We start from the raw sequence: 26,304 nt of genomic DNA, 5'->3' as shown, positions 1-26,304 counted from the left end.
GCCCAGTCTAGGGCGCGGGCAGTGCCGAGAACGGCTCGTGAAACGGCGGCCCCGCGCGCTCGAAACGGTTCGAGGTGCCGTCTACAGTGGGGTGTTGACCCACCCCGCCGTTTGTCTAGGAGCGCTGTGAACTTCACCGCACCCATCACCCTTCCCGGGCTCACCCTCGACCCGCAGTGGCACCGCCGCAGCGTCTTCTATGAGGTGATGGTGCGCTCGTTCGTTGACTCGAACGGCGACGGCACGGGTGACCTTGCCGGCCTGATCTCGAAGCTTGACTACCTGCAGTGGTTGGGTGTCGACGCGCTGTGGTTGCCGCCGTTCTTCCAGTCGCCGCTGCGCGATGGCGGCTACGACGTCAGCGACTACCGCGCGATCCTGCCCGAGTTCGGCACGATCGACGAGTTCCGCGAGCTCGTGACGAAGGCGCACGAGCGCAACATGCGCATCGTCATCGACCTCGTGATCAACCACACCTCTGACCAGCACCCGTGGTTCCAGGCCTCGCGCAGCGACCCCGAGGGCCCGTACGGCGACTACTACGTCTGGAGCGACACCGACGAGAAGTACGAAGACGTACGCATCATCTTCGTCGACACCGAAGAGTCGAACTGGGCGTTCGATTCCGAGCGCCGGCAGTTCTACTGGCACCGTTTCTTCTCACACCAGCCCGACCTGAACTTCGAAAACCCGAAGGTGCACGACGAGATCTTCGACGTCGTGCGGTTCTGGGCCGACCTCGGGGTCGACGGTTTCCGCCTCGACGCGATTCCGTACCTCTACGAATCCGACGGCGGCACGGGCGAGAGCGAGCCCGAGACGCACGCCTTCATCAAGAGGCTGCGCCAGATGGTCGACACCGAGTACCCGGGTCGGGTGCTGATCGCCGAGGCGAACCAGTGGCCGCACGAGGTCGTCGAATTCTTCGGCACGAACGACGAGCCCGAGTGCCACATGGCTTTCGACTTCCCCGTCATGCCCCGCATCTTCTACGCGCTGCGCAGTCAGCAGGCCACCGAGTTGCAGCGCCAACTCTCGGAAGAGACGAATGCGCCGGAAGGCTCTGCCTGGGGCGTCTTCCTGCGCAACCACGACGAGCTCACGCTCGAGATGGTGAGCGAGGAGTACCGGCAGGCGATGTATGGCTGGTACGCCTACGACCCGCGGATGCGCGCCAACATCGGTATTCGTCGTCGTCTCGCGCCGCTGCTCGACAACTCGCGTGCCGAGCTCGAACTCGCCCACGCGCTGCTGTTCAGCCTGAACGGCAGCCCGTTCCTCTACTACGGCGACGAGATTGGCATGGGCGACAACATTTGGTTGCCCGACCGCGACAGCTCGCGCACGCCCATGCAGTGGACCCCCGACCGCAACTCGGGCTTCTCGCACGCCGACCCCGGAAAGCTCTACCTTCCCGTCGTGCAGTCGCTGGTCTTCCACTACAACCAGGTCAACGTCGAAACCCAGCTCGCGCAGCCCCGCTCGCTGCTGCACTGGGTGCGCAACGTCATTCACGTGCGGAAGGCCCACCCGGCGTTCGGCCTCGGCACGATCCGCGTGCTCGAGACCAACAACGAGTCGGTGCTCGCGTTCGTGCGCGAGTACGAGGGCTCCGGCTCGCCCATGGGCGACCGCCCCGAGCGCGTGCTGTGTGTGTTCTCGTTCGCGCACAACCCCACCTCGGCGACGATCGACCTCGGTTCACCCGACGCGAATGCCGAGCTGTTCGACCTGTTCGGCGGTGCGAAGTTCCCGACGGTCGATGCCGACGGCACGGTCACGCTCACGCTCGGCACCCAGAGCTTCTTCTGGCTGCACATCGAGCGCCCCGTCCCTGGGGCTGCCGGTGTCGGTGGCCAGGCGTAGCCTGCGCCCATGAGCATCTCTGCCCCGGCACTCGCCGTCTTCGACCTCGAGACGACCGGCGTCGACGTGACGACGGCCCGCATCGTCACGGCGTTCGTCGGCGTCCTGAGCGCCGACGGCGCGCTCATTTCGAGCCGCTCGTGGCTCGCCGACCCGGGGGTAGAGATTCCCGCGGGGGCTGCGGCGATTCACGGCGTGACCACCGAGCGCGCTCGGGCGGAGGGGCGCTCAGCAAGCCTTGTCGTGCGCGAAATCGTCGACGAGCTCGCCGCGCGCGCGGCCGACGGTCTCCCGCTCGTGGTCTACAACGCGCCGTACGACCTGACCCTGCTCAAGCACGAGGCCAGGCGGCACCACGCGGGCCCCTTCGTGCCCCCCACGGTGGTCATCGACCCGCTGGTCATCGACAAGGCGGTCGACCGCTACCGCAAGGGCAAGCGCACCCTCGAGGCCGCGTGCGCGCACTATGGCGTGACGCTCGACGGCGCGCACGATGCCAGCGTCGACGCGATCGGCGCCGGCCACGTGGCTCGCGCGATCATCGAGCGCTACAGCGGTGAATTGCCCGCGACGCTCACCGAACTGCACGCGCAGCAGGCGCTCTGGCATCAGCAGCAGGCCGACAGCTTCGAATCATGGATGCGCGCATCCAAAGACCAGAACTTCACCGCCGATCGCGGCTGGCCGATGCGCGCGTTGTAGAACTCCCACGCCGTACCAACGACGAAGGGCCCCGCACAATGCGGGGCCCTTCGTTCGTGGCGGGTGTTACGCGCCGAAGTTCTTGAAGCGCTGGTTGAACTTCTCGACGCGACCGGCCGAGTCCATGATGCGCTGCTTGCCCGTGTAGAACGGGTGCGAGGCGGCCGAGATTTCGACGTCGATGACGGGGTAGGTCACGCCATCGAGTTCGATCGTCTTGTCGCTCGTGACCGTCGAACGGGTGAGGTAGGTCTCGCCCGACGCCAGGTCGCGGAAAACGACGGGAGCGTAGTCGGGGTGGGTGTCAGCCTTCATTCGTTGGTCCTTGTGGTGTGTGAGAAGTGGAATTCCCCGCTGTTCGGGGCACGCGTGAACGGCCATGTGGCCGACACACGAGTCTAGCAGAGCACTCGCGGTGCTACGCGGCACGGGCGACGAAACGGTCGCCCTCGCGCCAGACGTTCAATGCGAGCCCGAACGCCTCGCTGAGTCGCTCGCTCGTCAGCACCTCGTCGAGCGTTCCGGCGGAGACGACGTGCCCCGCCGAAAGCAGGAGCGCGTGCGTGAAGCCGGCGGGGATCTCTTCGACGTGGTGTGTGACCATCACCATCGCCGGCGAGCTCGGTTCGGAGGCGTAGGCGCCGAGCAACTGCACGAGTTCTTCGCGGGCACCGAGGTCGAGGCTCGCGGCGGGCTCGTCGAGCAGCAGCATCTCGGGGTCGGTCATGATCGAGCGCGCGATCTGCACGCGCTTCTGCTCGCCGTCGCTCAGGGTGCCGAAAGTGCGCTCGGCAAACTGGTCGAGCTTCCACTCGCGCAGAACCCGGTGGGCGCGGCGCTCGTCGACCTCTTCGTACTCTTCGTTCCAGCGGCCGGTTACCGAGTGGGCGGCGGTCATGACCGCGTCGAGCACGCGCTCATCGCCGGGAATCTGGCGGGCAAGAGCCGTCGACGCGAAACCGATGCGGGGGCGCAGTTCGCGCACATCGCTGTGGCCCAGTTCTTCGTCGAGCACGCGCACCACACCCGAACTCGGGTGCAGGTGGGAGGCCGCCAGCTGCAGCAGTGTGGTCTTGCCGGCACCGTTCGGGCCGAGCACGACCCACCGCTGGTCGTCCTCGACCTGCCAGTGAACGCCGTCAAGGATGCGGGTGTCGCCCCGCACGAGAGAAACATCGTCGAAGTCGAGAACGCGCGCCATGGTGCCCCCAGCCTAGGGCACCGGCGCGGCTAGACCAGGCTGCGGTAGAGCGCGTCGGTGCGTTCGGCGATGCGATCCCAGGCAAACATCTCTTCGGCACGGCGGCGCCCCGCCTCGCCCATGCGGGCTGCGGCCTCAGGGTCAGAGACGACCTCGGTCAGGATGCGCGCCAGGTCGCTCACAAAGCGCTCCGGGTCGAGCGGCGTGCCCGTGCCGTCGTCGACCTGCTCGATGGGCACGAGGCGCCCCGTCACACCATCATCGACCACCTCGGGGATGCCGCCGGTGTGGGTACCAACGACGGCAACTCCGCACGCCATGGCCTCGAGGTTCACGATGCCGAGCGGCTCGTAGACGCTCGGGCAAACGAAAGCGGTCGCGTGCGAGAGCACGGCGGCGAGCTCACGTGGGGCGAGCATCCGTTCGATCCAGACGACACCCGTGCGCTCCGTTTGCAGGGCGGCGACGCCGTTCTGCACCTCGCGAAGAATCTCGGGCGTATCGGGAGCGCCGGCGCACAGCACCAACTGCACGTCCGTGGGCAGTCGGCGTGCCGCCTCGAGCAGGTACGGCAGCCCCTTCTGGCGGGTGATACGGCCCACGAACACGACCGTCGGACGGTCGGGGTCGATGCCCAGACCGCGCACGGCGTCGTGGTCGATGGTGCGCTGCCAGCGCTCCAGGTCGATGCCGTTGTGAATCGTCGTGACCTTCGCCTCGTCGAGGCTCGGGTAGCAGCGAAGAATGTCGCGGCGCATGCCGTCGCTCACCGCGATCACCGCGTTGGCCGACTCGAAGGCGGTCTTCTCGATCCAGCTCGAGACGCGATAACCGCCGCCGAGCTGCTCGGCCTTCCACGGCCGCAGCGGTTCGAGACTGTGTGCCGTGACGACGTGCGGAACGTCGTGCAGCAGCTGCGCCAGGTGGCCCGCGGCGTTCGCGTACCAGGTGTGCGAGTGCACGAGGTCGGCGCCCTCGACGTCGTCGGCGATCGCGAGGTCGACCCCCAGCGTCGCGAGTGCGGGGTTGGCACTCGACAGCGCGCCGGGCACGAGATACGCGTGGGTTTCGGCCTCCTGGCGCGGCTGCCCGAAGCAGCGAACGCGCACGTCGAGGCGCGTGCGCAGCGCGCGAACGAGCTCGGCGACGTGCACGCCGGCCCCGCCATAGATCTCGGGCGGATACTCACGGGAAATCACGTCGACGCGCATGCGGATGACCCTAGTACGGCGCCCGTGCCTCGCCTACTGTGGGTCTCATGGCCTCCCCCAAGATCTTCGGAATCGTGCTCGCCGGCGGCGAAGGCAAGCGCCTGATGCCCCTCACCGTCGACCGGGCCAAGCCCGGCGTGCCGTTTGCGGGCGGGTATCGATTGATCGACTTCGCGCTGTCGAACCTCATCAACTCGGGGCTTCGGCAGGTCGTCGTGCTCACGCAGTACAAGAGCCACTCGCTCGACCGCCACATCTCGCAGACCTGGCGCCTGTCGGGCATGCTCAACGCGTACGTTGCCTCCGTGCCCGCGCAGCAGCGCGTGGGCAAGCGCTGGTTCTCGGGCTCGGCCGACGCGATCTTCCAAAGCCTGAACCTGATCCGCGACGAGAAGCCCGACATCGTCGTCGTGGTGGGTGCCGACCACGTCTACCGCATGGACTTCCGGCAGATGATCGACGCCCACATCGAGAACGGCGCGGGCGTGACGGTCGCCGGCATTCGGCAGCCCATCTCGCTCGCCGACCAGTTCGGGGTGATCGAAACTGACCCGGCGAACCCGCAGCGCATCGCCGCCTTCCGCGAGAAGCCGAAAGACGCAATGGGGCTTGCCGACTCGCCGCACGAGATTCTCGCCTCGATGGGCAACTACGTGTTCGACGCCGATGTGCTGATCGACGCGGTCACGCGCGACGCCGACCTCGACAACTCTGACCACGACATGGGCGGCGACATCGTGCCCGCCTTCGTCGATCGTGGTGAGGCCTACGTCTACGACCTGAATCGCAACGCCGTGCCCGGCTCGACCGACCGCGACAAGTACTACTGGCGCGACGTCGGAACGATTGAGTCGTTCTTCGACGCCCACCAAGACCTCATTTCAGCCCTGCCGGTCTTCAACCTGTACAACGCCGAGTGGCCGATCTTCACCCAGCAGTTGAACCTGCCGCCCGCGAAGTTCGTGCGCGATGCCTCGGGCGAAGTGGGAGCCGTTGTCGACTCGATCGTGTCTCTCGGTTCGGTTCTCTCGGGCACCCACGTCGAGCGCAGCGTGCTGGGCTCAGGCGTCGTCGCCGAGTCGGCGCGCATCGTCGACTCGATCGTGTTCGACAAGGCTCAGATCGGCGCGGGCGCCGTCGTGCAGCGGGCTATTCTTGACAAGGAGGTCGTCGTCGCCCCCGGAGCTCAGGTGGGCGTTGACCACGCCGCCGATCGGGCTCGCGGGTTCACGGTGACCGAGACCGGCATCGTGGTGGTCGGCAAGGGCCAGACCGTCACCTGATCCGCCGCCCGCGCCCGCGGGCACAGGAAGGGCGCAATCGGTATGGCTCGGCTACTCGTGGTGCTCGACGTCGACTCGACCCTCATCAACGAGGAGGCGATCGAACTCATCGCCGACGAGGCGGGCGCCGGTGAACGTGTGGCCGCTATCACTGAGCGGGCCATGGCGGGCGAGCTCGACTTTGCGGCGAGCCTCGCCGAGCGCGTGGGCGCGCTCGCGGGCCTCCCCCTCGACCGCCTCACGGCCGCGGCCCAGCGCATCAGCCTCACTCCGGGCGCCCGGGAACTCGTCGCCGGTGTTCACGCGGCGGGCGGCGCCGTCGCTGTCGTCTCGGGCGGCTTTCACGAGTTGCTCGACCCCATCGCCGAAGAACTCGGTCTCGATGCGCATCGCGCCAATCGGCTCGACATCGAGGATGCGCGACTCACCGGGCGAACCACTGGCCCCGTCATCGACGCCGCCGCAAAGGCGGCCGCGCTCGCGGAGTGGGCCGAGCGCTTCGCGGTGCCGCGCTCGCGCGTGGTCGCGGTCGGCGACGGTGCAAACGACTTGGCCATGATGGAGGCAGCCACGCTGTCGGTCGCCTTCTGCGCCAAACCGATTGTGCGCGCGCGGGCACACGTGAGCGTCGACCGTCGGGATCTCAGCGCGGTACTGCCGCTCCTCGGCCTGCGCGGCTAGCTGCGTCGCGGCCGCTGTCTGTCGCCTAGTGGCCCATCCCAAGGCCACCGTCGACGGGGATCACGGCGCCCGAGATGTAGCCAGCGTCGTCGCCGGCAATCCAGGTCACGACGCGGGCAACCTCGCTCGGGCTCGCGAAGCGACCCGCCGGAATCGACGCCTTGTACTGCGCCTGCTGCTCATCGGGCAGTGCTGCCGTCATGTCGGTCTCGATAAAGCCGGGTGCGACGACGTTCGCTGTGATGCCGCGGCCCCCCAGCTCGCGGGTCAGTGATCGCGCCATGCCCACAAGGGCCGCCTTCGACGCCGAATAGTTGACCTGGCCGGCCGAGCCGTAGAGGCCGACCACGCTCGAAATCAGAATGATGCGGCCGAAACGTGCCTTCAGCATCCCTTTGGATGCGCGCTTGACGGTGCGGAACGCGCCCGTCAAGTTCGTGTCGATCACCTCGGTGAAGTCGTCCTCGCTCATGCGCAGCAGCAGCGTGTCGCGGGTGATGCCGGCGTTGGCCACGACGACCTCGACCGGGCCGTATTCGGCCTCCACCGCGGTGAAGGCGGCGTCGAGCGACGCGGCGTCGGTGACGTCGGCGCGCACGGTCAGCGCGCCAGCGGGCCCCTCTCCCGATCGCGCGGTGACGGCGACGCGGTGACCCGCCGCGAGAAACTCCTCGGCGATGGCGCGGCCGATGCCGCGGTTGCCGCCGGTGACAAGGACGTTGCGTTCAGTACCCATGGCCACAAAGCCTATTAGCAGGCGGCGTGGTTACGATTTCTGCACGATGAAGCAGAAAGCCGCATCCTCCGCCGCGATCACGTCTCTGGGTGACGCCCCCGACGACGAACGCAAGTCGCGCATGATCAAATACGCCGTCTCGATGGGCATCCGCGTGCTGTGCATCATGGCCTGCTTCTTCACGCCCGGCTGGTGGGCGCTGATCCCCGCGCTCGGCGCCGTCTTCATCCCGTACTTTGCCGTGATCGCCGGCAACCAGGTGACGCGCACCCCCGGAGCCGACGTTGAGCGGCCCGGGTCGATCGTGCTGCTCAACGACGGCCGCCCGTCGTGATCGGCTTCCCGGGTGAGATCTCGGGGATGCGGTGCTCACGCGCCGGGTGCCGCAGCGACGCCACCTGGTCGGTCAACTGGCGCAACCCGAAGATTCACGACGCGACGCGGGTAAAGGTGTGGCTCGCGTGCGATGAGCACCGCGATTACCTGTACGACTTCGTCGAGCAGCGCGGTTTCCCCGTCGCCCTCACCCCCGCCGGCGTCGTCATCGATGAGCTGCCCGACCCCGTCGGGGAGAATGGCTGACTGTGAGCATCTGGAAGGTCGCGGCGAGCAGGCGGTGGCTGGGCTACCTCGCCGTCACCGTCGTTTTCGCGATCGTGTGCTCGCTGCTCGGGGTCTGGCAGTGGAACCGCCGCGAAGAGGCTGTCGCGGCAATCGAACGCATCGAGAACAACTACGACGCCGCACCGGTGACGCTCGACGAGGCGCTGCCGGACCGCGATGAGCTTGACGCCGACGTCGAGTGGCAGCCGGTTGCCGTGAGCGGCGAATACCTCGTCGACGAGCAGCTACTCGTGCGGGCGCGTCCGCGCGCCGGACAGCCGGGCTTCGAGGTGATTGTGCCCCTGCTGACGCCGGCGGGAGACATCGTGATCGTCAATCGCGGCTGGCTCCCCGTCGGATCGAGCCAAGACTCTCCCGACGTCGTCCCTGCCGCACCGACCGGCCCGATCGAGGTGATTGGGCGCATACGACCCGGCGAGCCGACAATTCCGGGCCGCGGCGCACCCGAGGGCCAGATCGCGACGATCCACCTCCCCACGATCTCCGACGATCTCGGCGACGACGTCGTCGAGGGCGCCTACCTGCAGCTCGACACCGAGACACCCGCCCCGGCAACGCGGCCTCAGGCGGCACTCCGGCCGATCATCGACGAGGGACCGCACCTCAGCTACACCTTCCAGTGGTACCTGTTCGCGATCCTCGGATTCATCGGCTTCGGCTGGGCGATCCGCCAAGAGATCCGCATTCAGCGCTCCGACGAGACGGGCGAGCCAATCCCGGCTCCCAAGCGCCGGCGCTCCGGACCGACCGACGACGAGGAAGAAGACGCGCTGCTTGACGCGAGGGCGCGGTAGTCGGCGGCGGCGCGATTCGCTGCGAACGCGCCCCGCGCATCCGATCAGGCGATCAGGCGATCAGGCGAGCGAAATCAGCTCGGCGTAATCGGCCGTCCAGAGGTCTTCGACCCCGTCGGGCATGATCAGCACGCGCTCGGGGTTCAGCGCCTCGACCGCGCCCTCGTCGTGGCTGACGAGAATGACCGAGCCGCTGTAGGTCGACAGCGCACCCAAGATCTCTTCGCGGCTGGCCGGGTCGAGGTTGTTCGTCGGCTCGTCGAGCAGCAGCAGGTTCGCCTTCGACACGACGAGCATGGCGAGCGACAGGCGGGTCTTCTCGCCGCCCGAGAGCACGCCAGCCGGCTTCTGCACGTCGTCGCCGACGAACAGGAAGGAGCCGAGCACGCTGCGCGCCTCGCGCTCCGTGATCGATTCGGATGCGCTCATCATGTTGGCGAGCACGCTTCGGTTCACATCGAGGGTCTCGTGCTCCTGCGCGTAGTAGCCGACGCGCAGGCCGTGACCGGGTTCGAGCTGGCCCGTGTCGGGCTGGTCGACGCCCGCGAGGATGCGCAGCAGAGTCGTCTTGCCCGCGCCGTTGAGGCCGAGAATTACGACGCGTGAGCCGCGGTCGACGGCGAGGTCGACGGCGGTGAAGATCTCGAGCGAGCCGTAGCTCTTCGACAGGTTCTTGGCCTGCAGCGGGGTCTTCCCGACGGGCGCGGGCTCGGGGAAGCGGAGCTTCGCCACGCGGTCAACCGCACGGACCTCGTCGAGGCCGGAGAGCATCCGCTCGGCGCGCGCCACCATCTGGTGGGCGGCGGCCGCCTTTGACGCTTTGGCGCCGAAGCGCGCGGCCTGCAGCTGCAGGGCGGTGGCCTTCTTCTCGACGTTGACGCGCTCCTTCTTGCGGCGCTCTTCGTCGGCTTCGCGCTGGCGCAGGTAGTGCTTCCAGCCCATGTTGTAGATGTCGATGACCTGGCGGTTCGCGTCGAGGTAGAACACGCGATTGACGGTCTCTTCGACGAGGTGCACGTCGTGGCTGATGACGATCACGCCGCCCGAGTAGGCCTTCAAGAAGTCGCGGAGCCAGACAACAGAGTCGGCGTCGAGGTGGTTCGTCGGCTCGTCGAGAATCATCGTCTCGGCGGCAGAAAACAGGATGCGCGCGAGTTCGATGCGGCGACGCTGACCGCCCGACAGCGTCTTCAGCGGCTGGCTGAGAATGCGGTCGGGCAGCGACAGGTTGCTGGCGATGGCCGCCGCCTCGGCTTCGGCCGCGTAGCCGCCGAGCGACTGGAACTGGTCGGTGAGGCGGCTGTAGCGGCGCATCGCGCGCTCGGAGACGGCGGGGTCGCTGCTCGCCATCTCTTCGCTCGCCGTCGTCATGTCGGCGACGATCGTGCCGAGGCCGCGGGCATCAAGGATGCGCGTGCGGGCGAGCTGCTCGGGGTCGCCGGCGCGCGGGTCTTGGGGCAGGTAGCCGATCTCGCCGCCCCGCGTGATCGTGCCGCCGGTCGGCAGCGCCTCCCCCGCGAGTGCCTTCGTCAGCGTCGTCTTGCCCGCACCGTTGCGCCCAACGAGCCCGATCTTGTCGCCGGGGGCGACGCGGAACGAGACGTTCTCCATGAGCAGGCGCGCACCGACCCGAATCTCCAGGTCTTGCACTACGAGCACAGCGATCGTCCGTTTCTTTGGTGGGGTTCGATAGGCGGCCCACACGGGGGCCAGCCGGATAGTCTACGGGGGTCGGCCTGAACCGCCGACCGCCACCGCCCGTCTCCCGACACCACCGAGGAGCTTCATGTCCAGCATCTCTCTGGCCGCATCGCGCCCCGTTCTCATCGACCGCGTCCTTCCTCGCGGAATCGTCGCCGACATCAGTGCCGTCACGGCCGGTGTCGCCGTCACGGCGTTGCTTGCCCAGGTTGCCATTCCGCTGTGGCCCGTGCCCGTCACCGGACAGACCCTCGCCGTGCTCCTCGTCGGCGCCTCGCTCGGCGCGGCCCGCGGAGCGATCTCGATGGCGCTGTACGCCGTCGTCGGAGGCCTGGGGCTCCCGATCTTCAGCGACGCGGCCAGCGGCTGGGCCGTCATTGCCGGCCCCACCGGCGGCTACATTCTCGGTTTCATCCTCGCGGCAGCCATCGTCGGCTGGGCCGCTGAGCGCGAGTGGGACCGCGGCTGGCTCAAGCCCGCGGTGACGTTCATCGGTGGTTCGCTGGTGGTCTTCGCGGTCGGCCTGCCCTGGCTCGCCCTGTCGCTCGGGCAGCTCGGCCTGCCGAACGACGCGCAGAGCGTGCTCATCGGCGGCTTCTACCCCTTCATCATTGGCGGGCTCATCAAGGCCGCGATCGCCGCGGCCCTGCTGCCGCTGGCGTGGAAGGCCGTCGAGAAGCGCCGCGACGCGTAGTCACGCCACAGAGGAGAAGGGCCCCGCCGGCGTATCGGCGGGGCCCTCATTTCTGTGGGCGTGCGTTCACCCCGCGGCGCGCATGAGCACGGCACGAAGTTCGGCCATCCAGGCGTCGGGCGCGTCGAGGTGCGGGTCGTGACCCGCGCCCGCGATCTCCACGACCTCAACGGTGGGTTGCTCCTCCCTCAGTGACGCTCGCCGATCAGCGGAGAGCACCCCGTGCTCGCCAACCATGGCGGTGACGGGCACGCTCAGTTCGCGCCACTCGGCGGTGTGCGGTCGATGAACGGGCTCGATCACCTTGCGCATAACCGCCGGGTCGAAGCGTGGAGAGAAGCCTGCCTCCACATGCTCGAAATCTGCTGCCCAGGCACGCGCCAGCGCTGAGTCGCCCAGCGCAGCGACAGCCTGCTGACGGTCGACGAAGGGCACCGACCACGACTGAAAGTATTCCTCCAGCGCCTGCCCGTTCACTCCCCCGTCATCGCCATGGGGATGCGCCTCAACCATGACGAGGTGACGCACAAGATCGGGTCGGGTCTGGGCGACGAGCAGCGCCGTGTTCCCGCCCATGGACTGGCCCACGAGAGTCACCTGTTCGTCGGCAAAGCCCTCAATGTGGGCAACGACGTCGTCGACGAACGCCCGTCGAGAGAGGTTATCGGGAACGCGCGTCGAGCATCCGTGACCACGCTGATCAATCAGCAGGATACGGTGGCTCGCTGACAACGCGTTGGCCGTTGCGATGAACTCCGTTGCGCTCCCCGCCAACCCGTGGAGAATCACGAGAGGCGATCCGGACACCCCGAAGCGATGAGCGACGACGGCACAGCCGTCGCGCTCAATAACGAGCCGCCCGGCGACCGGCAGCTCAGCGCAAGAAATCAGATGCTGAATCCCAACCGCCTTCGGCGGCGCATTGGGCCTGACGGTCCACCGGACCGTCAGATACTAAAGCCCAATGCGCGCATCATGTCGCGACCGTCGTCGGTGATGCGCTCGGGGCCCCACGGGGGCATCCAGACCCAGTTGATGCGGAACTGCTTGACGATGCCGTCCAGCGAGTTGGCGACCGACTCTTCGATCACATCGGTCAGGGGGCAGCCGGCGCTCGTCAGCGTCATCGACAGGATGAGCGCGTCGGCTTCCTCGTCCCAGGCCAGGTCGTAGACCAGACCCAGGTCGACGATGTTGACGCCCAGTTCGGGGTCAACGACGTTCTTCAGACCCTCTTCGACCTCGTCGAACAGGGCCGGCTCGAGTGCGGTGGGCATGCCGTCAGCCTACGCCGTCGCCTGCTGGTAGCGCACGTAACCCTCATCTTCGAGGCGGTCGGCCAGCTCAGGGCCGCCCTCTTCGGCGATCTTGCCGTCGACGAAGACGTGCACGAAGTCGGGGGTGATGTAGCGAAGAATGCGGGTGTAGTGCGTGATGAGCAGGACACCGAGCCCCGTGCTCTCCTTGACGCGGTTAACGCCCTCCGACACGACCTTCAGCGCGTCGACGTCGAGGCCCGAGTCGGTCTCGTCGAGCACCGCGAACTTCGGCTTCAGCAGTTCGAGCTGAACGATCTCGTGACGCTTCTTCTCACCGCCGGAGAAGCCCTCGTTGACGTTGCGCTCAGCGAAGGTCTTGTCCATCTGCATGGCATCCATCGACCCGCGGAGGTCCTTGATCCAGGTGCGCACGGGCGGCGCCTCGCCGTCGAGTGCCGTCTTTGCGGTGCGCAAGAAGTTCGAGACGGTGACGCCCGGAATCTCGACCGGGTACTGCATCGCCAGGAAGAGCCCGGCTTTCGCACGCTCGTCGACGCTCATCTCGAGCACGTTCTCGCCGTCAAGCTCGATCGAGCCCGAGTCGACCGTGTAACGCGGGTGACCAGCGATCGTGTAGGCGAGGGTCGACTTGCCCGAGCCGTTGGGGCCCATGATGGCGTGAATCTCACCCTGGTTGATGGTGAGGTCAACGCCGCGCAGGATCGGCTTCGGGCCCTGGTCGGTCTCGATGCTGACGTGGAGGTCCTTGATGGTCAACGTGGCCATAGTTCTCGTCTTTTCTCTTAGGTCTCGTGGGGGCCCTGAGGGGCACAAATCGGGGTGCGGCGTGGCCGCTTACGGGGTGATGACGGCGTCGGGGTCGACAAAGACGTCGCCACCGTCGACGGTGACGGTATAGACCGGCACCGGCTCGTACGCCGGAAAGTTCAGAGGCTTGCCCGTGGCGAGCTCAAACTTCGAGCCGTGCGCCCAGCATTCGAGGGTCGAGTCTTCGACGAAACCCTCGCTCAGCGAAATGTCACCGTGGGTGCATGTGTCGCCGATGGCGTGCACCTGGCCAGCGGAGTCCTTGACGACGGCGATGGGCTTGCCGTCAAGCACGACCTTCATCGCGGTCGACACGGCCAGCTCGGCCTCGGCGCAGACACGCTGGGCGGCCATCAGATCGACTCCACAGCCTCGAGCTCACGCTCGACGGCGGCGATGAGGCGCTCTTCGAGCGACTCTTGACCGATCTTCTGCACGATCTCAAGCAGGAAGCCCAGCACGACAAGGCGCCGTGACTCTTCTTCGCTGATACCTCGCGAACGCAGGTAGAACAGCTGCTCATCGTCGAAACGACCGGTGGCGCTGGCGTGGCCGGCCCCGGCAATGTCGCCCGTCTCAATCTCGAGGTTCGGGATCGAGTCGGCGCGCGTTCCGTCGCTGAGCACGAGGTTGCGGTTCGCTTCGTAGGAATCGGTGCCCGTCGCGTCCCGTCCGATCAACACGTCGCCGATCCAGACGGTGCGCGCACCCTTGCCGTTCAGTGCGCCCTTGTAGAGAACGTCGCTGACGGTGTGGGGCGCGATGTGGTGCACGAAAACCTGCTGCTCGAGGTGCTGGCCGGCGTCACTGAAGTACAGGCCGTACAGCTTGCCGGTGGCCCCTTCGCCGGCGAGTGCGGCCGACGGGTTGACGCGCACAATCGAGCCACCGAGCGAGACCACAAAGTGATTGAGCGTGGCGCTCTTGTCGATTCGCGCGAACTGCGCCGAGAGGTGAACGCTCTCGTCGTCCCACTCTTGCAGGCTGACGACCGTGAGCTCGGCGCCGTCTTCGACGACGATCTCGACGTTCTCGCTGAGGCGGGCGCTGCCGCGGTTGTCGATCACGACGAGCCCGCGGGCGTTCGGCTTCGCGTTGATGACGAGGTGGGATGCGCGGGGTGCGTGATCGGCGCCCGTGCGGTCGATCGTCACCTCCACGCGCTCCTCCGAGCTGACCGTGACGACGAGCGCCTTCGCGGTGCTCGCCCACGCGTTTGCCGATGCGCGGTCTTCCGGCGTTCCCGCGGAGCCGATGCGAGCATCCTCGGTTCCGACCCATTCGGTCGTGACCCCGGCCGCCTCGGTAACGGTCGTCGTGATCGGGGAGCCGTCGAGCTCGCCGTCGATCAGGTCGCGGATGCGGTCGACCGGCGTCAGCTTCCAGTCGACCTCACGCCCCGTGACGGCCGGAAAAGCCGTCGGGTCGGTCGATCGGAAGCGCGCGGAACGCGTCTGCACGGGAACGGGCGAACCCGGGCCGTGCGAGTGCGCCTGCGCGCCGGGGATAACGGGGGCAGTGTCGGTGGCGGAACTCATTTAGCCGACGGATCCTTCCATGCTCATCTCGATGAGCTTGTTGAGCTCGAGGGCGTATTCCATGGGCAGCTCGCGGGCGATGGGCTCGATGAAACCGCGAACGATCATGGCCATCGCCTCGTCTTCGGGAAGCCCGCGCGACTGCAGGTAGAACAGCTGCTCCTCGCTGACGCGCGACACCGTCGCCTCGTGACCGAGTTGCACGTCGTCGACGCGGATGTCGATCGCGGGGTAGGTGTCGGAGCGCGAAATGGTGTCGACGAGCAGCGCGTCACAGCGCACGGTATTCGCCGAGTGGTGGGCGTTCTGATCGACGCGCACCTCGCCGCGGTAGCCCGCGCGACCGCCGCCGCGAGCGATCGACTTCGAGACGATCGACGACGTCGTGTGCGGCGCCATGTGAATCATCTTGGCGCCCGCGTCCTGGTGCTGGCCCGGGCCGGCAAAGGCAACCGAGAGGGTCTCACCCTTGGCGTGCTCGCCCATGAGGAAGATCGACGGGTACTTCATCGTGACCTTCGAGCCGATGTTGCCGTCAACCCACTCCATGGTGGCGCCCTCGTGGGCGACCGCGCGCTTCGTGACGAGGTTGTAGACGTTGTTCGACCAGTTCTGAATCGTCGTGTAACGAACGCGGGCGTTCTTCTTCACGATGATCTCGACGACGGCCGAGTGCAGCGAGTCGCTCTTGTAGATGGGGGCCGTGCAGCCCTCGATGTAGTGCACGTACGAGCCCTCGTCGGCGATGATCAGTGTGCGCTCGAACTGGCCCATGTTCTCGGTGTTGATGCGGAAGTAGGCCTGCAGCGGAATCTCGACGTGCACGCCCGGCGGCACGTAGACGAACGAGCCACCCGACCACACGGCAGTGTTCAGCGCGGCGAACTTGTTGTCGCCCGCGGGGATCACGGTGCCGAAGTACTCTTCGAAGAACTCGGGGTGCTCCTTGAGCGCGGTGTCGGTGTCCATGAAGATGACACCCTGCTGCTCGAGGTCTTCCCGAATCTGGTGGTACACGACCTCCGACTCATACTGGGCGGCGACGCCCGCCACGAGACGCTGGCGCTCGGCCTCGGGAATGCCGAGCTTCTCGTAGGTGGCCTTGATGTCGTCGGGCAGCTCTTCCCAGCTGGTCGCCTGCTTCTCGGTCGAGCGGACGAAGTACTTGATGTTGTCGAAGTCGATGCCCGAGAGGTCGCTGCCCCAGGTCGGCATGGGCTTGCGCTGGAAGAGCTGGTAGCCCTTCAGACGGCGCTCCAGCATCCAGGCCGGCTCGCTCTTCTTGTTCGAGATGTCGGTGACGACCTCTTCGTCGATGCCGCGTTTCGCGGAGGCACCGGCGGCGTCGCTGTCGGACCAGCCAAACTCGTACTGGCCGAGCCCGTCTAGTTCCGGACGGTCGATGAGCACGTCAGACATGTCTCGTTCCTCTCTCTCGCCCGATCAAACCGGGGCGGTGCGGGGCGCATTCCCTCGCGCGGCAGGTTGCCAACGCGCACGGGGCTGATGCTCAAGAAGCCCCACGTACACTGGGCTTCGGCGGGTGGACGCCATCGCGGTGTGGCGGCGACGCCCGCGATCAACACTGATGGGGAGCGCTGAAAGTCTACCGCGCTCCCGCTGAGAACGAGGGGTGCGCGCCGTGGTTCGCGTGGTTCAGGTAGTCGGGTTCATCGTCGGCCGCTTCGTGGGGTGGCTCCCGACCGAGGTCAGTCGTCGCGTTCGCGTGATCGCGTGGTTGTCGCTCATCAGCCAGACCCTCATCGTCGGCACGGGCGGCGCGGTGCGGCTCACCGGCTCGGGCCTCGGCTGCCCCACCTGGCCGCGGTGCACGGAGGACTCGTTCGTCGCGACTCCCGAGATGGGCATTCACGGCATCGTCGAGTTCGGTAACCGACTCCTCACCTTCGTTCTCGTCATCATCGCGATTCTCGCGTTCCTGTTCGTAGTGCGGATGCGCCGCGAGCGTCCCGAGCTGTTGCGCCTCACCGTGGCGCTCGGCCTCGGCATTCCGGTTCAGGCGGTCATCGGCGGCATCACCGTGTTGACCAACCTGAACCCCTACGTCGTTGGCCTGCACTTCGTCGTGTCGGCGGTACTCGTCGCGCTCGCCACCGTTTTCGTCGCCCGGGTCTATCGCGGCAAGAAGGTCGATTCATTCGTTGTGGATGCACGGTTCCGCGCTATCGCGGCCGTCACCGCTGTCGGCGTCTGGGTCACCGTGCTCATCGGCATTCTTGTCACCGGCTCAGGGCCGCACGCGGGCGATGGAGGCGCGGCCCGCAACGGGCTCGACTCGGAATTCCTGCAGCACCTCCACTCATGGCCCGCGTATGCCACGGCTGTGCTGTCTCTCGCGCTCGCCGCTTGGGCTCTGAGCACGGGTCGCGTTGGCCTGCGTCGCGCAACGCTGGCCCTGTTGGCGGTTGAGGCCCTGCAAATCGCGATCGGTATCGCGCAGGCCCGTCTCGGGCTTCCCGTGATCCTCGTCGGCGTCCACATGGTGCTCGCGTGCATCCTCGTCGCGGTGATGACGCTGGTGCTCGTGCTGCAGCGCCCCGGCGCTCGGGAAGTGCCGGCGGCCGAGTTGCTCGACGCCGACGGCGCGCGCCCGGCCGACGCCGCTCGCGTCTAGAAGGGCAGCAGCGGGTCGACGCCGACGGCCACAAAGACGAGCGTCAGGTACGTGATGCTGGCGTGGAACACCTTCATGGGTGACACGTCGTCGAGACCGCGCAACGCCCGACCGTACAGGCGGTGGCTTTCGATGATGAACCAGCCGCCCGCAAGCAGCGCAACCGCCGTGTACAACGCGCCCATCGACGCCACCGGGATGAGCAGGAGCGACATCGCGACGGTGGCCCAGGCGTAGAGGATCACCTGCACGCCGACGGCGGTGCGGCCGCGCATGACGGCCAACATGGGCACGCTCGCGTCAGCGTAGTCCGCCTCGTACCGCATCGACAGCGGCCAGTAATGCGGCGGCGTCCAGAGGAAAACGACGAGGAAGAGGATGATCGGGGCCCAATCGAGCGAGCCCGTCACGGCGCTCCACCCAATCACCACCGGGAAGCATCCGGCGATGCCGCCCCAGATGATGTTCTGTTCGGTGCGCCGCTTCAAGACGAGCGTGTAGATCACCACATAGAAGAGGATTGCGGCGAACGCGAGCGCGGCAGCGAGGCCGTTCGTCGTGACCCAGAGCCACACGATCGACCCGACACCGATGGCCGAGGCAAACACGGTGGCCTGACGCGCGGTCAGCTCGCCCGTGACCAGCGGGCGGTTCTTGGTGCGGCGCATGAGGCGGTCGATGTCACGGTCGATGACCATGTTGAAGGCGTTGGCCGAGCCAGCGGCGAGCGAACCGCCGAGGAGCGTCGCGAGGACGAGCCAGATGCTGGGAAGCCCACCCTCGGCGAGAATCATCACCGGAGCCGTCGTCACGAGCAGCAGCTCGATCACTCGCGGCTTCGTTAGCGCCACGTAGGCGGCGACGGTCCGTCGGAGCGATCGGCGTGCGGGGGCGGCAACCGACGAGAGCGCTGTGTCCATGTCTCCTCTATCTGGATGGGCAGCAGACACTGCCAGTCTACGGGAGCGCACCTGAGCGGCCCGCCGCGAACCGTCACCCACGCGTGAGCGCACCCTCCGCATCCCTATACTGGGCAGAGCCTGCAGACCGCCGAATTCCGTCTCTCGAACGGGGGTGCTTACGCGCCCGGCTGGATCGCGGTTACGGTCGCCGATGACCGGGCACGGCTGAGACGATGCCGGACGAGCGCCCCTGCCCGCCGGCCGATTCGAGGAAAGGCTGTTTCGCCGAGATGACCGAACTGACCTGGAACGACCTGGATGCCCGCGCCGTAGAGACCGGCCGACTCCTTGCCGCAGATGCTGTCGAGAAGGTGGGTAACGGCCACCCGGGCACCGCCATGAGCCTCTCCCCCGTGGCGTACCTCCTGCACCAGAAGGTGATGCAGCACGACCCGAGCGATCCGCACTGGGTGGGGCGCGACCGCTTCATTTTGTCGGCGGGCCACAGCTCGTTGACCCAGTACGTTCAGTTGTACCTCGGCGGCTACGGCCTCGAGCTTGACGACCTCAAGGCCCTGCGCACCTGGGGTTCGAAGACCCCCGGGCACCCCGAGTACGGCCACACCGACGGCGTGGAGATCACGACCGGGCCCCTCGGCCAGGGGCTCGCCTCCGCCGTCGGCTTCGCCTACGCCGCTCGCTTCGAGCGCGGGCTGCTCGACCCCGAAACGCCCGCCGGCGAGAGCGTGTTCGATCACTTCGTGTACGTCATCGCGGGCGACGGCGACATTCAGGAGGGCGTGACGAGCGAGGCGGGCTCGCTCGCCGGCCACCAGCAGCTCGGCAACCTCATCGCGATCTACGACTCGAACCAGATCTCGATTGAGGACGACACCGACATCGCCTTCACCGAAGACGTCGCCGCGCGCTACCGCGCCTACGGCTGGCAGGTCATCGAGGTCGACTGGAAGAAGACGGGCGAGTACGTCGAAGACGTGCACGAGCTGTACGCCGCGATCGAGGCCGCGAAGGCCGAAACGGGGAAGCCCAGCCTCATCGTCCTGAAGACGATCATCGGCTGGCCCGCCCCCACGAAGCAGAACACCGGCAAGATCCACGGCTCGGCGCTCGGCGCCGACGAGCTCGCCGCGACGAAGTCGGCGATGGGCTTCGACCCGGAGGCCACCTTCGCCGTCGACGAGGAAGTCATCGCCCACGCTCGACAGGCTGTCGACCGTGGTCGCGAGCGTCACGCCGCCTGGCAGCGGCGTTTCGACGCCTGGGCCGCCGCTCACCCCGAGCACAAGGCGCTGTTCGACCGCATGCAGGCGGGTGAGCTGCCCGCCGGCCTCGCGGATGCTCTGCCCGTCTTTGAGGGCGGAACAAGCGTGTCGACGCGCGCCGCCAGCGGCAAGGTCATCAACGCGATCGCCCCGCACCTCCCCGAATTCTGGGGCGGCTCGGCGGACCTCGCGGAGTCGAACCTCACCACCATCCACGATGGTGGCTCGTTCGTGCCCGAAGGCCGATCCACCAAGGAGTGGACGGCAAACCCGTACGGCCGCATCATGCACTTCGGTATTCGCGAGCACGCCATGGGCGCGATCTTGAACGGCATCGCCCTGCACGGCCGCACGCGCGTGTTCGGCGGAACCTTCCTGATCTTCAGCGACTACATGCGTCCCGCGGTTCGCCTCGCGGCGCTCATGCGCATCCCCGTCACCTACGTCTGGACCCACGACTCCGTCGCGCTCGGCGAAGACGGCCCGACGCACCAGCCGATCGAGCAGCTCGCGGCCCTCCGCGCCATCCCGGGCCTGGAGATCGTGCGCCCCGCCGACGCCAACGAGACGGCGCACGCCTGGCTCGCCGTTCTCGAGCGCTTCGACCGCCCCGTGGGGCTCGCCCTGACGCGCCAGAACATCCCGGTGTTCGAGCGCGGCGAGGGTGAGGCGAGCGGCGACACCTTCGCCTCCGCCGCCCACACGGCCCGTGGCGGCTACGTGCTCGCCGAGGGGGCAAACGGATCGCCCGACGTGATTCTCATCGCCACGGGTTCTGAGGTGCAGCTCGCCGTCGAGGCGCGCGCGCAGCTCGCCGCCGACGGCATTCACGCCCGCGTCGTGTCAATGCCGAGCGTCGAGTGGTTCGACGAGCAAAGCGCCGAGTACCGCGAGAGCGTTTTGCCGTCGTCGGTCACGGCGCGCGTCGCCGTCGAGGCCGGGCTCGGGCTTACCTGGCACCGTTTTGTCGGTGACCGCGGCCGCATCGTGTCGATCGACCACTTCGGCGCCAGTGCCGACTACCAGACCCTCTTCCGCGAGTTCGGCATCACCACCGACGCGGTTGTCGCCGCCGCCCGAGAGACCCTCGCCGCCGGCTGACCCTGCCCTCGCCCCCGACCGCCACCACACAAGCCAAGGATTCTCATGACCAGCACACCCACCGCCCGACTCAGCGATGTCGGCGTCAGCATCTGGCTCGATGACCTCTCCCGCGACCGCATCACCTCGGGCAGCCTCGAGCGCCTGATCGCTGAGCGCAACGTCGTCGGTGTCACCACCAACCCGACGATCTTCGCGGCGGCGCTCGCCACCGGCACGACCTACGACGAGCAGATTCGCGATCTGGCCGCCGCGGGAGCGGATGTCACCTCGGCGGTTTTTGAGATCACGACCGATGACGTCGCGCGGGCCAGCGACATCTTCGCGGAGGTCTCCCGGGCGACCGGCGGTCGTGATGGCCGCGTGTCGATCGAGGTTGAGCCGGGACTTGCGCACGACGCCGCGGGCACCGCACAGCAGGCCCGCGAGCTGTGGGCCAAGGTCGACCGCGCGAACGCCATGATCAAGATCCCCGCGACGGTTGAGGGCCTTGAGGCCATTACCGAGACCATCGCGGCTGGCATCAGCGTCAATGTGACCCTGATCTTCAGCCTGCAGCGCTACCGCGAGGTCGTCGAGGCCTACCTGGCGGGTCTCGAGAAGGCGAAGGACGCCGGCCACGATCTGTCGAGCATCCACTCGGTCGCGTCGTTCTTTGTCTCGCGCGTCGACAGCGAGATTGACGGCCGCCTGAACGCGCTCGGCACCCCTGAGGCGCTCGCACTCAAGAGCAAGGCGGGCATCGCGAACGCGCGACTCGCGTATGAGGCGTTCGAAGAGCTCTTCGCCTCCGACCGCGCTCAGGCGTTGCTTGCCGCCGGCGCGACCGTGCAGCGCCCCCTGTGGGCGTCGACGGGCGTCAAGGACCCGTCGCTGCCCGACACTCTGTACGTGACGCAGCTCGCCGTCGCCCACACCGTCAACACCATGCCCGAGAAGACGCTGGAGGCGACGTTCGACCACGGCGACATCACGGGCGACACGGTCAGCGGCAGCTACGACGAGGCGCGGGAGGTCTTGGCCGCCCTCGAGGCGTTCGGCATCTCGTACGACGAGGTGACGGCGAAGCTCGAGAAGGAGGGCGTTGAGAAGTTCATCGTCAGCTGGAACGAGCTCCTCGACACCGTCAGCGCGGCGCTCGAGGCTGCTCGGTGAGCGCGGTCGTCGAGGCCCGCGGGGCGGCCCTCGAGGCGATCGAGCGGCACGTTCCGCAGCTCGTGAGCGACCGCGTCGCGAGCCGCATCACGAACGGTGACGCGACCCTGTGGGGCGAGGCAGCCGAGTCGGAGGCATCGGTGCGGCTGGGATGGACGCAGGCGGTGTCCGTATCGCGACCCCTGGTCGACGAGATCAGTGAACTGCGCGCGCAACTGCACGAGCGCGGCGTCGACCGCATCGTGCTCTGCGGCATGGGCGGCTCGTCACTGGCCCCCGAAGTCATCACCCGCACCTCGGGCGTTCCGCTCGTTGTGCTCGACTCGACCGACCCCGACCAGGTCGCGTCCGCCGTCGACCAGCACATCGAGCGCACGGCCGTCGTCGTGTCGTCGAAGTCGGGGTCGACGGTCGAGACCGACAGCCAGAAGCGCGCGTTCGAGACCGCGTTCCGTGCATCCGGAATCGACCCCACCGAGCGCATCATCATCGTGACCGACCCCGGTTCGCCGCTGCATCAGGCGTCTGACGAGGCGGGCTACCGGGTATTCACGGCCGACCCCACGGTGGGCGGCCGCTACAGCGCGCTCACCGCGTTCGGCCTCGTGCCGAGCGGACTCGCGGGCGTCGATCTCGACGCGCTGCTCGACGAGGCGGACGCCGCCTCGATCACCCTCGCCGTCGATGTCGACGAGAACCCCGGCCTGCGCCTGGGCGCGGCGATCGCCGGCACCGAGCCGCGCCGCGACAAGCTCGTCATCGTCGCCGACGGAACCCACATCGTGGGGCTCGGCGACTGGGTGGAGCAGCTTGTTGCCGAGTCGACCGGTAAAGAGGGCACCGGTGTGCTCCCGGTCGTCGCCGGCGTCGACGCTCCCGAACTGAGCTCGGGTGCCGCCGACGTGCAGGTGCTGCGCCACGTGGCGAGCCGCGCCGAGACGCGCGAAGTGCGCGACAACGAGATCGAGGTGTCGGGGTCACTCGGCGCCCTGCTCATGACATGGGAGTACGCGACGGCGGTCGCCGGCCGTCTGCTCGGCATCAACCCGTTCGACCAGCCCGACGTTGAAAGCGCGAAGATCGCCGCACGCGGGCTGCTCGACCACCGTCCCGAGCCCGTTGCCCCCGCCGTCATTGACGGCGGAATCGCGGTCACCGGTCCGGATGCGCTGGTCGCGGGAACGACGTCGGTCGCCGACGCGGTCGCCCGCCTCCGCGACGCGGTACCTGCCGATGGCTACATCGCCGTGCAGGCGTACCTCGACCGGCTGGCCCACCCCGAGCTCGAGGTGATTCGTCACGCGCTCGCCGAGCAGTCGGGGCGTCCCGTGACGTTCGGCTGGGGCCCGCGCTTCCTGCACTCGACGGGCCAGTACCACAAGGGTGGCCCCGCGCACGGCGTCTTCCTGCAGATCGTGGGCACGCCGGCGAGCGATCGCGAGATCGAGGGTCGTCCCTTCACCTTTGGTGAATTGATCGCCGCGCAGGCCGCGGGCGATGCCCGCGTGCTGGCTGACCACGGCCGCCCGGTCCTGACGCTGACGGTCGCCGACGACGCCATCGCCGCCCTGATCGCCGCGATCGTCTGACCTCGAGAAAGAAGAACCGCGTGAGTGCACCGCACCGGATCGCGCCGGGTGACAACCCGCTGCGCTCCCCCGACGACCGGCGGCTCAACCGCATCGCCGGTCCGAGCAGCCTCATCATCTTCGGCGTGACGGGTGACCTGTCGCGCAAGAAGCTGATGCCGGCCGTGTACGACCTCGCGAACCGCGGGCTGCTGCCCCCCGGCTTCGGGCTCGTGGGCTTCGCTCGGCGTGACTGGGACGACCAAGACTTCGAACAGGTCGTGCACGACGCCGTTCGGCAGTACGCGCGCACCCCCTTCGATGAGGAGGTCTGGCGACAACTGCGGGCGGGCATCCGCTTCGTTCAGGGTGACTTCGACGACGACAGCGCATTCGAGAGGCTCGCCGAGACCATCGACGCGCTCGATCGTGAGCGCGGCACGATGGGCAACCACGCGTTCTATCTCTCGATCCCGCCGAAGTCTTTTCCCATCGTCACCGAGCAGCTGCGCCGCAGCGGCCTTGCCGAGGCGAAGGAAGGCCAGTGGCGTCGTGTCGTCATCGAGAAGCCCTTCGGCAGCGACCTGCAGACCGCTCGTGAGCTGAACGACGTCGTCGAATCGGTGTTCCCGCCGGACGCCGTTTTCCGCATCGACCACTACCTCGGCAAAGAGACGGTGCAGAACATCCTCGCGATGCGCTTCGCGAACATGCTCTACGAACCGATCTGGAACGCGAACTACGTCGACCACGTGCAGATCACCATGGCCGAAGACATCGGCGTGGGAGGGCGTGCTGGCTACTACGACGGTATCGGCGCCGCGCGCGACGTGATTCAAAACCACCTGCTGCAGCTACTCGCGCTGACCGCCATGGAAGAGCCCGTCTCGTTTGATGCGGCCGACCTGCGCACCGAGAAAGAGAAGGTGCTGTCGGCGGTGCGGCTGCCGAAAGACCTGGCGACGGGCACGGCTCGCGGCCAGTACTCGAGCGGCTGGCAGGGCGGTGAGTGGGTGCCGGGCTTCCTCGAAGAAGACGGCATGAACCCCGAATCGGTCACCGAGACCTACGCGGCCATGCGGCTCGACATCAGCACGCGCCGCTGGGCGGGCGTGCCGTTCTACCTGAGGGCGGGCAAGCGCCTCGGGCGCCGGGTGACCGAGATCGCCGTCGTGTTCAAGCGGGCACCGCAGTACCTGTTCGCGGAGTCGCAAACCTCGGCGCTCGGCCAGAACGCGCTCGTGATTCGGGTACAGCCCGATGAGGGCGTCACGATCCGCTTCGGCTCGAAGGTGCCCGGTGCTGGCATGCAGGTGCGTGACGTCACCATGGACTTCGGTTACGGGCACGCCTTCACCGAGGCGAGCCCCGAGGCGTATGAGCGCCTGATTCTCGACGTGCTGCTCGGCGACCCGCCGCTGTTCCCGCGCCACGAAGAGGTCGAGCTGAGCTGGAAGATTCTCGACCCGATCGAAGAGTTCTGGGCGACGCAGGGCCAGCCCGAGCAGTACGCTCCGGGCACGTGGGGCCCCGCGTCGGCCGACGAGTTGCTCGCCCGCGACGGGCGCGTCTGGAGGCGACCGTGATCATTCCCCTGCCCGACACGACCGCGAGCGCGGTGTCGAAGACGCTCGTGCGCATCCGTGATGAAGCCGGCGCCGTTGCCCTGGGACGCGTGCTCACGCTCATCATCGCCACCGGAATCGGTCGCGAAGAAGACGCGATCTCGGCGGCGAACGACGCCTCGCGCGAGCATCCGATGCGGATCATCGTCGTCGCGACCAATGGTGCGGACGCCGAATCGCGCCTGGATGCAGAAATTCGCGTGGGCGGCGACGCCGGCGCGAGCGAGGTCATCATTCTGCGCGCCCACGGGGCCACGGCGACCGACCAGCGCGGTCTCGTCACGGGCCTGCTGCTGCCCGATGCCCCAGTCGTCACGTGGTGGCCAGAAGAGTGCCCGTCGCTCGTGCGGCAGACCCCGCTCGGCTCGCTCGCGCAGCGCCGCATCACCGACTCCGCCTCGAGCGACAGCCCGCTGGATGCGCTGCGCCGCGTCGCCGGCGGCTACCAGCCCGGTGACACCGATTTCGCGTGGACGCGCCTCACCCTGTGGCGCGCGCAGCTGGCTGCCGCGCTCGACCAGCCTCCGTTCGAGCCGATCACGCGTGTCGAGGTCGCCGGCGCGGAGGACTCGCCGTCAACCGTGCTGCTCGCCGCCTGGCTGAGCACGCGCCTCGACGTGCCCGTCGAGGTCACCGTGTCGGGCGAGCACCCGTCGACCGGTATCCACCGCGTCGTGCTGCACCGCGAGAGCGGACCGATCACGCTCGACCGCAGCGAACCGGGCATCGCGACGCTGACCCAACCGGGCCAGCCGGTGCACGAGATCGCTCTCCCCCGGCGCCCACTGCGCGAGTGCCTCGCCGAGGAATTGCGTAGGCTCGACCCCGACGACGCCTTCGGCGACGTGATCCTCAGCGGCTTCGGCGCCCTGGGGGCGTCCGCTCACTGAGGCTCCCCCGCACCCGAAAGGCTCTCC

Annotated in this window: 26 protein-coding genes; 14 read left to right on the top strand and 12 right to left on the bottom strand. The window is 67.8% G+C overall.

The window, feature by feature from the left end; all coding sequences use genetic code 11:
- Positions 1-126 precede the first annotated feature (126 nt).
- On the top strand, positions 127-1,866 hold the full coding sequence (treS, locus tag EV141_RS00425; protein WP_130484020.1) for a maltose alpha-D-glucosyltransferase: 1,740 nt from the start codon (positions 127-129) through the stop codon (positions 1,864-1,866).
- A gap of 9 nt (positions 1,867-1,875) precedes the next feature.
- Complete coding sequence (locus tag EV141_RS00420; RefSeq protein ID WP_130484019.1) at positions 1,876-2,568, top strand: 3'-5' exonuclease; 693 nt, start codon at positions 1,876-1,878, stop codon at positions 2,566-2,568.
- Between the two features lie 66 nt (positions 2,569-2,634).
- Here EV141_RS00420 and EV141_RS00415 read toward each other — a convergent pair whose 3' ends face one another.
- The 3 genes from EV141_RS00415 to glgA form a co-directional block, all read right to left on the bottom strand.
- Complete coding sequence (locus tag EV141_RS00415; protein WP_130280430.1) at positions 2,635-2,883, bottom strand: type B 50S ribosomal protein L31; 249 nt, start codon at positions 2,881-2,883, stop codon at positions 2,635-2,637.
- 103 nt (positions 2,884-2,986) lie between these two features.
- Positions 2,987-3,769 (bottom strand): ABC transporter ATP-binding protein, encoded by a 783-nt coding sequence (locus EV141_RS00410; RefSeq protein WP_130484018.1) that lies wholly within the window; start codon positions 3,767-3,769, stop codon positions 2,987-2,989.
- 29 nt (positions 3,770-3,798) lie between these two features.
- On the bottom strand, positions 3,799-4,980 hold the full coding sequence (glgA, locus tag EV141_RS00405) for a glycogen synthase (protein ID WP_130484017.1): 1,182 nt from the start codon (positions 4,978-4,980) through the stop codon (positions 3,799-3,801).
- Positions 4,981-5,027: 47 nt separating this feature from the next.
- On the opposite strand from glgA, the gene glgC reads away from it, so the two are divergent.
- Together glgC and serB are read left to right on the top strand one after the other, a co-directional pair.
- Entirely contained in the window at positions 5,028-6,263 is a 1,236-nt protein-coding gene (gene glgC, locus EV141_RS00400) for a glucose-1-phosphate adenylyltransferase (RefSeq protein ID WP_130484016.1), read from the top strand.
- Positions 6,264-6,305: 42 nt separating this feature from the next.
- On the top strand, positions 6,306-6,944 hold the full coding sequence (serB, locus tag EV141_RS00395; protein WP_130484015.1) for a phosphoserine phosphatase SerB: 639 nt from the start codon (positions 6,306-6,308) through the stop codon (positions 6,942-6,944).
- Positions 6,945-6,969: 25 nt separating this feature from the next.
- On the opposite strand, the gene fabG is transcribed toward serB, so the two are convergent.
- Positions 6,970-7,680, bottom strand: coding sequence for a 3-oxoacyl-ACP reductase FabG (gene fabG, locus EV141_RS00390; RefSeq protein WP_130484014.1), 711 nt, complete (start codon positions 7,678-7,680; stop codon positions 6,970-6,972).
- 46 nt (positions 7,681-7,726) lie between these two features.
- Here fabG and EV141_RS00385 point away from each other — a divergent pair, with 46 nt between their 5' ends.
- Genes EV141_RS00385 through EV141_RS00375 form a run of 3 tightly spaced genes read left to right on the top strand, consistent with a single transcriptional unit; the run spans position 7,727 to position 9,098 of the window.
- Positions 7,727-8,014 carry a DUF3099 domain-containing protein gene (locus EV141_RS00385; protein ID WP_130484013.1) on the top strand — a complete coding sequence of 96 codons (288 nt, stop codon included), beginning with the start codon at positions 7,727-7,729 and terminating at the stop codon, positions 8,012-8,014.
- Complete coding sequence (locus EV141_RS00380) at positions 8,011-8,262, top strand: hypothetical protein (RefSeq protein ID WP_375880255.1); 252 nt, start codon at positions 8,011-8,013, stop codon at positions 8,260-8,262. Before EV141_RS00385 ends, EV141_RS00380 begins: the two co-directional genes overlap by 4 nt.
- Before the next feature lie 2 nt (positions 8,263-8,264).
- On the top strand, positions 8,265-9,098 hold the full coding sequence (locus tag EV141_RS00375) for an SURF1 family cytochrome oxidase biogenesis protein (RefSeq protein WP_130484012.1): 834 nt from the start codon (positions 8,265-8,267) through the stop codon (positions 9,096-9,098).
- A 60-nt stretch (positions 9,099-9,158) separates the two neighbouring features.
- On the opposite strand, the gene EV141_RS00370 is transcribed toward EV141_RS00375, so the two are convergent.
- Positions 9,159-10,757 (bottom strand): ABC-F family ATP-binding cassette domain-containing protein, encoded by a 1,599-nt coding sequence (locus EV141_RS00370; RefSeq protein ID WP_130484011.1) that lies wholly within the window; start codon positions 10,755-10,757, stop codon positions 9,159-9,161.
- A gap of 127 nt (positions 10,758-10,884) precedes the next feature.
- Between EV141_RS00370 and EV141_RS00365 the strand changes: the two genes are divergently transcribed.
- Positions 10,885-11,493 carry a biotin transporter BioY gene (locus tag EV141_RS00365; RefSeq protein WP_130484010.1) on the top strand — a complete coding sequence of 203 codons (609 nt, stop codon included), beginning with the start codon at positions 10,885-10,887 and terminating at the stop codon, positions 11,491-11,493.
- Positions 11,494-11,559: 66 nt separating this feature from the next.
- Here EV141_RS00365 and EV141_RS00360 read toward each other — a convergent pair whose 3' ends face one another.
- From EV141_RS00360 to sufB, 6 genes are all read right to left on the bottom strand, one after another.
- The gene (locus EV141_RS00360) at positions 11,560-12,282 is read right to left on the bottom strand and encodes an alpha/beta fold hydrolase (RefSeq protein ID WP_157985469.1); all 723 of its coding nucleotides are present in this window, start codon (positions 12,280-12,282) and stop codon (positions 11,560-11,562) included.
- Positions 12,283-12,440: 158 nt separating this feature from the next.
- Positions 12,441-12,770, bottom strand: a complete 330-nt coding sequence (locus tag EV141_RS00355; RefSeq protein WP_130484008.1) for a metal-sulfur cluster assembly factor — start codon at positions 12,768-12,770, stop codon at positions 12,441-12,443.
- A gap of 9 nt (positions 12,771-12,779) precedes the next feature.
- A complete protein-coding gene (sufC, locus tag EV141_RS00350; RefSeq protein WP_130484007.1) occupies positions 12,780-13,538 on the bottom strand; it encodes a Fe-S cluster assembly ATPase SufC in 759 nt (252 codons plus the stop codon).
- 69 nt (positions 13,539-13,607) lie between these two features.
- The gene (locus EV141_RS00345; protein WP_130484006.1) at positions 13,608-13,934 is read right to left on the bottom strand and encodes a Rieske (2Fe-2S) protein; all 327 of its coding nucleotides are present in this window, start codon (positions 13,932-13,934) and stop codon (positions 13,608-13,610) included.
- Entirely contained in the window at positions 13,934-15,118 is a 1,185-nt protein-coding gene (gene sufD / locus EV141_RS00340) for a Fe-S cluster assembly protein SufD (RefSeq protein ID WP_130484005.1), read from the bottom strand. Before sufD ends, EV141_RS00345 begins: the two co-directional genes overlap by 1 nt.
- On the bottom strand, positions 15,119-16,537 hold the full coding sequence (sufB, locus tag EV141_RS00335) for a Fe-S cluster assembly protein SufB (protein ID WP_130484004.1): 1,419 nt from the start codon (positions 16,535-16,537) through the stop codon (positions 15,119-15,121).
- Positions 16,538-16,760: 223 nt separating this feature from the next.
- Here sufB and EV141_RS00330 point away from each other — a divergent pair, with 223 nt between their 5' ends.
- Positions 16,761-17,753: a COX15/CtaA family protein gene (locus tag EV141_RS00330; protein WP_241968910.1), complete on the top strand. Its 993-nt coding sequence runs from the start codon at positions 16,761-16,763 to the stop codon at positions 17,751-17,753.
- On the opposite strand, the gene EV141_RS00325 is transcribed toward EV141_RS00330, so the two are convergent.
- Complete coding sequence (locus EV141_RS00325; protein WP_130484002.1) at positions 17,750-18,673, bottom strand: heme o synthase; 924 nt, start codon at positions 18,671-18,673, stop codon at positions 17,750-17,752. The genes EV141_RS00330 and EV141_RS00325 overlap by 4 nt on opposite strands.
- Before the next feature lie 272 nt (positions 18,674-18,945).
- Here EV141_RS00325 and tkt point away from each other — a divergent pair, with 272 nt between their 5' ends.
- The 5 genes from tkt to EV141_RS00300 are packed head-to-tail and all read left to right on the top strand — an operon-like array spanning position 18,946 to position 26,277.
- A complete protein-coding gene (tkt, locus tag EV141_RS00320) occupies positions 18,946-21,039 on the top strand; it encodes a transketolase (RefSeq protein ID WP_130484001.1) in 2,094 nt (697 codons plus the stop codon).
- 45 nt (positions 21,040-21,084) lie between these two features.
- Positions 21,085-22,194: a transaldolase gene (gene tal / locus EV141_RS00315; protein ID WP_130484000.1), complete on the top strand. Its 1,110-nt coding sequence runs from the start codon at positions 21,085-21,087 to the stop codon at positions 22,192-22,194.
- A complete protein-coding gene (locus tag EV141_RS00310; protein WP_130483999.1) occupies positions 22,191-23,783 on the top strand; it encodes a glucose-6-phosphate isomerase in 1,593 nt (530 codons plus the stop codon). The genes tal and EV141_RS00310 overlap by 4 nt, the downstream gene beginning before the upstream one ends.
- A 20-nt stretch (positions 23,784-23,803) precedes the next feature.
- Positions 23,804-25,348, top strand: a complete 1,545-nt coding sequence (gene zwf / locus EV141_RS00305) for a glucose-6-phosphate dehydrogenase (protein ID WP_130483998.1) — start codon at positions 23,804-23,806, stop codon at positions 25,346-25,348.
- Positions 25,345-26,277, top strand: a complete 933-nt coding sequence (locus EV141_RS00300; protein WP_130483997.1) for a glucose-6-phosphate dehydrogenase assembly protein OpcA — start codon at positions 25,345-25,347, stop codon at positions 26,275-26,277. Before zwf ends, EV141_RS00300 begins: the two co-directional genes overlap by 4 nt.
- Positions 26,278-26,304: the final 27 nt, after the last annotated feature.

This window comes from Microcella putealis, assembly GCF_004216575.1.
GTDB lineage: Bacteria > Actinomycetota > Actinomycetes > Actinomycetales > Microbacteriaceae > Microcella > Microcella putealis.
This window is presented reverse-complemented; position numbering and strand designations above follow the sequence as displayed.

Excerpts from the sequence above, each read along its gene's own strand:
- EV141_RS00345 (WP_130484006.1), bottom strand. The coding sequence starts at position 13,934 with ATGGCCGCCCAGCGTGTCTGCGCCGAGGCCGAGCTGGCCGTGTCGACC.
- fabG (WP_130484014.1), bottom strand. The coding sequence starts at position 7,680 with ATGGGTACTGAACGCAACGTCCTTGTCACCGGCGGCAACCGCGGCATC.
- sufC (WP_130484007.1), bottom strand. The coding sequence starts at position 13,538 with ATGGCCACGTTGACCATCAAGGACCTCCACGTCAGCATCGAGACCGAC.
- EV141_RS00385 (WP_130484013.1), top strand. The coding sequence starts at position 7,727 with ATGAAGCAGAAAGCCGCATCCTCCGCCGCGATCACGTCTCTGGGTGAC.
- serB (WP_130484015.1), top strand. The coding sequence starts at position 6,306 with ATGGCTCGGCTACTCGTGGTGCTCGACGTCGACTCGACCCTCATCAAC.
- EV141_RS00325 (WP_130484002.1), bottom strand. The coding sequence starts at position 18,673 with ATGGACACAGCGCTCTCGTCGGTTGCCGCCCCCGCACGCCGATCGCTC.
- glgA (WP_130484017.1), bottom strand. The coding sequence starts at position 4,980 with ATGCGCGTCGACGTGATTTCCCGTGAGTATCCGCCCGAGATCTATGGC.
- tal (WP_130484000.1), top strand. The coding sequence starts at position 21,085 with ATGACCAGCACACCCACCGCCCGACTCAGCGATGTCGGCGTCAGCATC.
- sufB (WP_130484004.1), bottom strand. The coding sequence starts at position 16,537 with ATGTCTGACGTGCTCATCGACCGTCCGGAACTAGACGGGCTCGGCCAG.
- EV141_RS00420 (WP_130484019.1), top strand. The coding sequence starts at position 1,876 with ATGAGCATCTCTGCCCCGGCACTCGCCGTCTTCGACCTCGAGACGACC.
- tkt (WP_130484001.1), top strand. The coding sequence starts at position 18,946 with ATGACCGAACTGACCTGGAACGACCTGGATGCCCGCGCCGTAGAGACC.
- EV141_RS00355 (WP_130484008.1), bottom strand. The coding sequence starts at position 12,770 with ATGCCCACCGCACTCGAGCCGGCCCTGTTCGACGAGGTCGAAGAGGGT.
- EV141_RS00410 (WP_130484018.1), bottom strand. The coding sequence starts at position 3,769 with ATGGCGCGCGTTCTCGACTTCGACGATGTTTCTCTCGTGCGGGGCGAC.
- glgC (WP_130484016.1), top strand. The coding sequence starts at position 5,028 with ATGGCCTCCCCCAAGATCTTCGGAATCGTGCTCGCCGGCGGCGAAGGC.
- EV141_RS00365 (WP_130484010.1), top strand. The coding sequence starts at position 10,885 with ATGTCCAGCATCTCTCTGGCCGCATCGCGCCCCGTTCTCATCGACCGC.
- sufD (WP_130484005.1), bottom strand. The coding sequence starts at position 15,118 with ATGAGTTCCGCCACCGACACTGCCCCCGTTATCCCCGGCGCGCAGGCG.
- EV141_RS00415 (WP_130280430.1), bottom strand. The coding sequence starts at position 2,883 with ATGAAGGCTGACACCCACCCCGACTACGCTCCCGTCGTTTTCCGCGAC.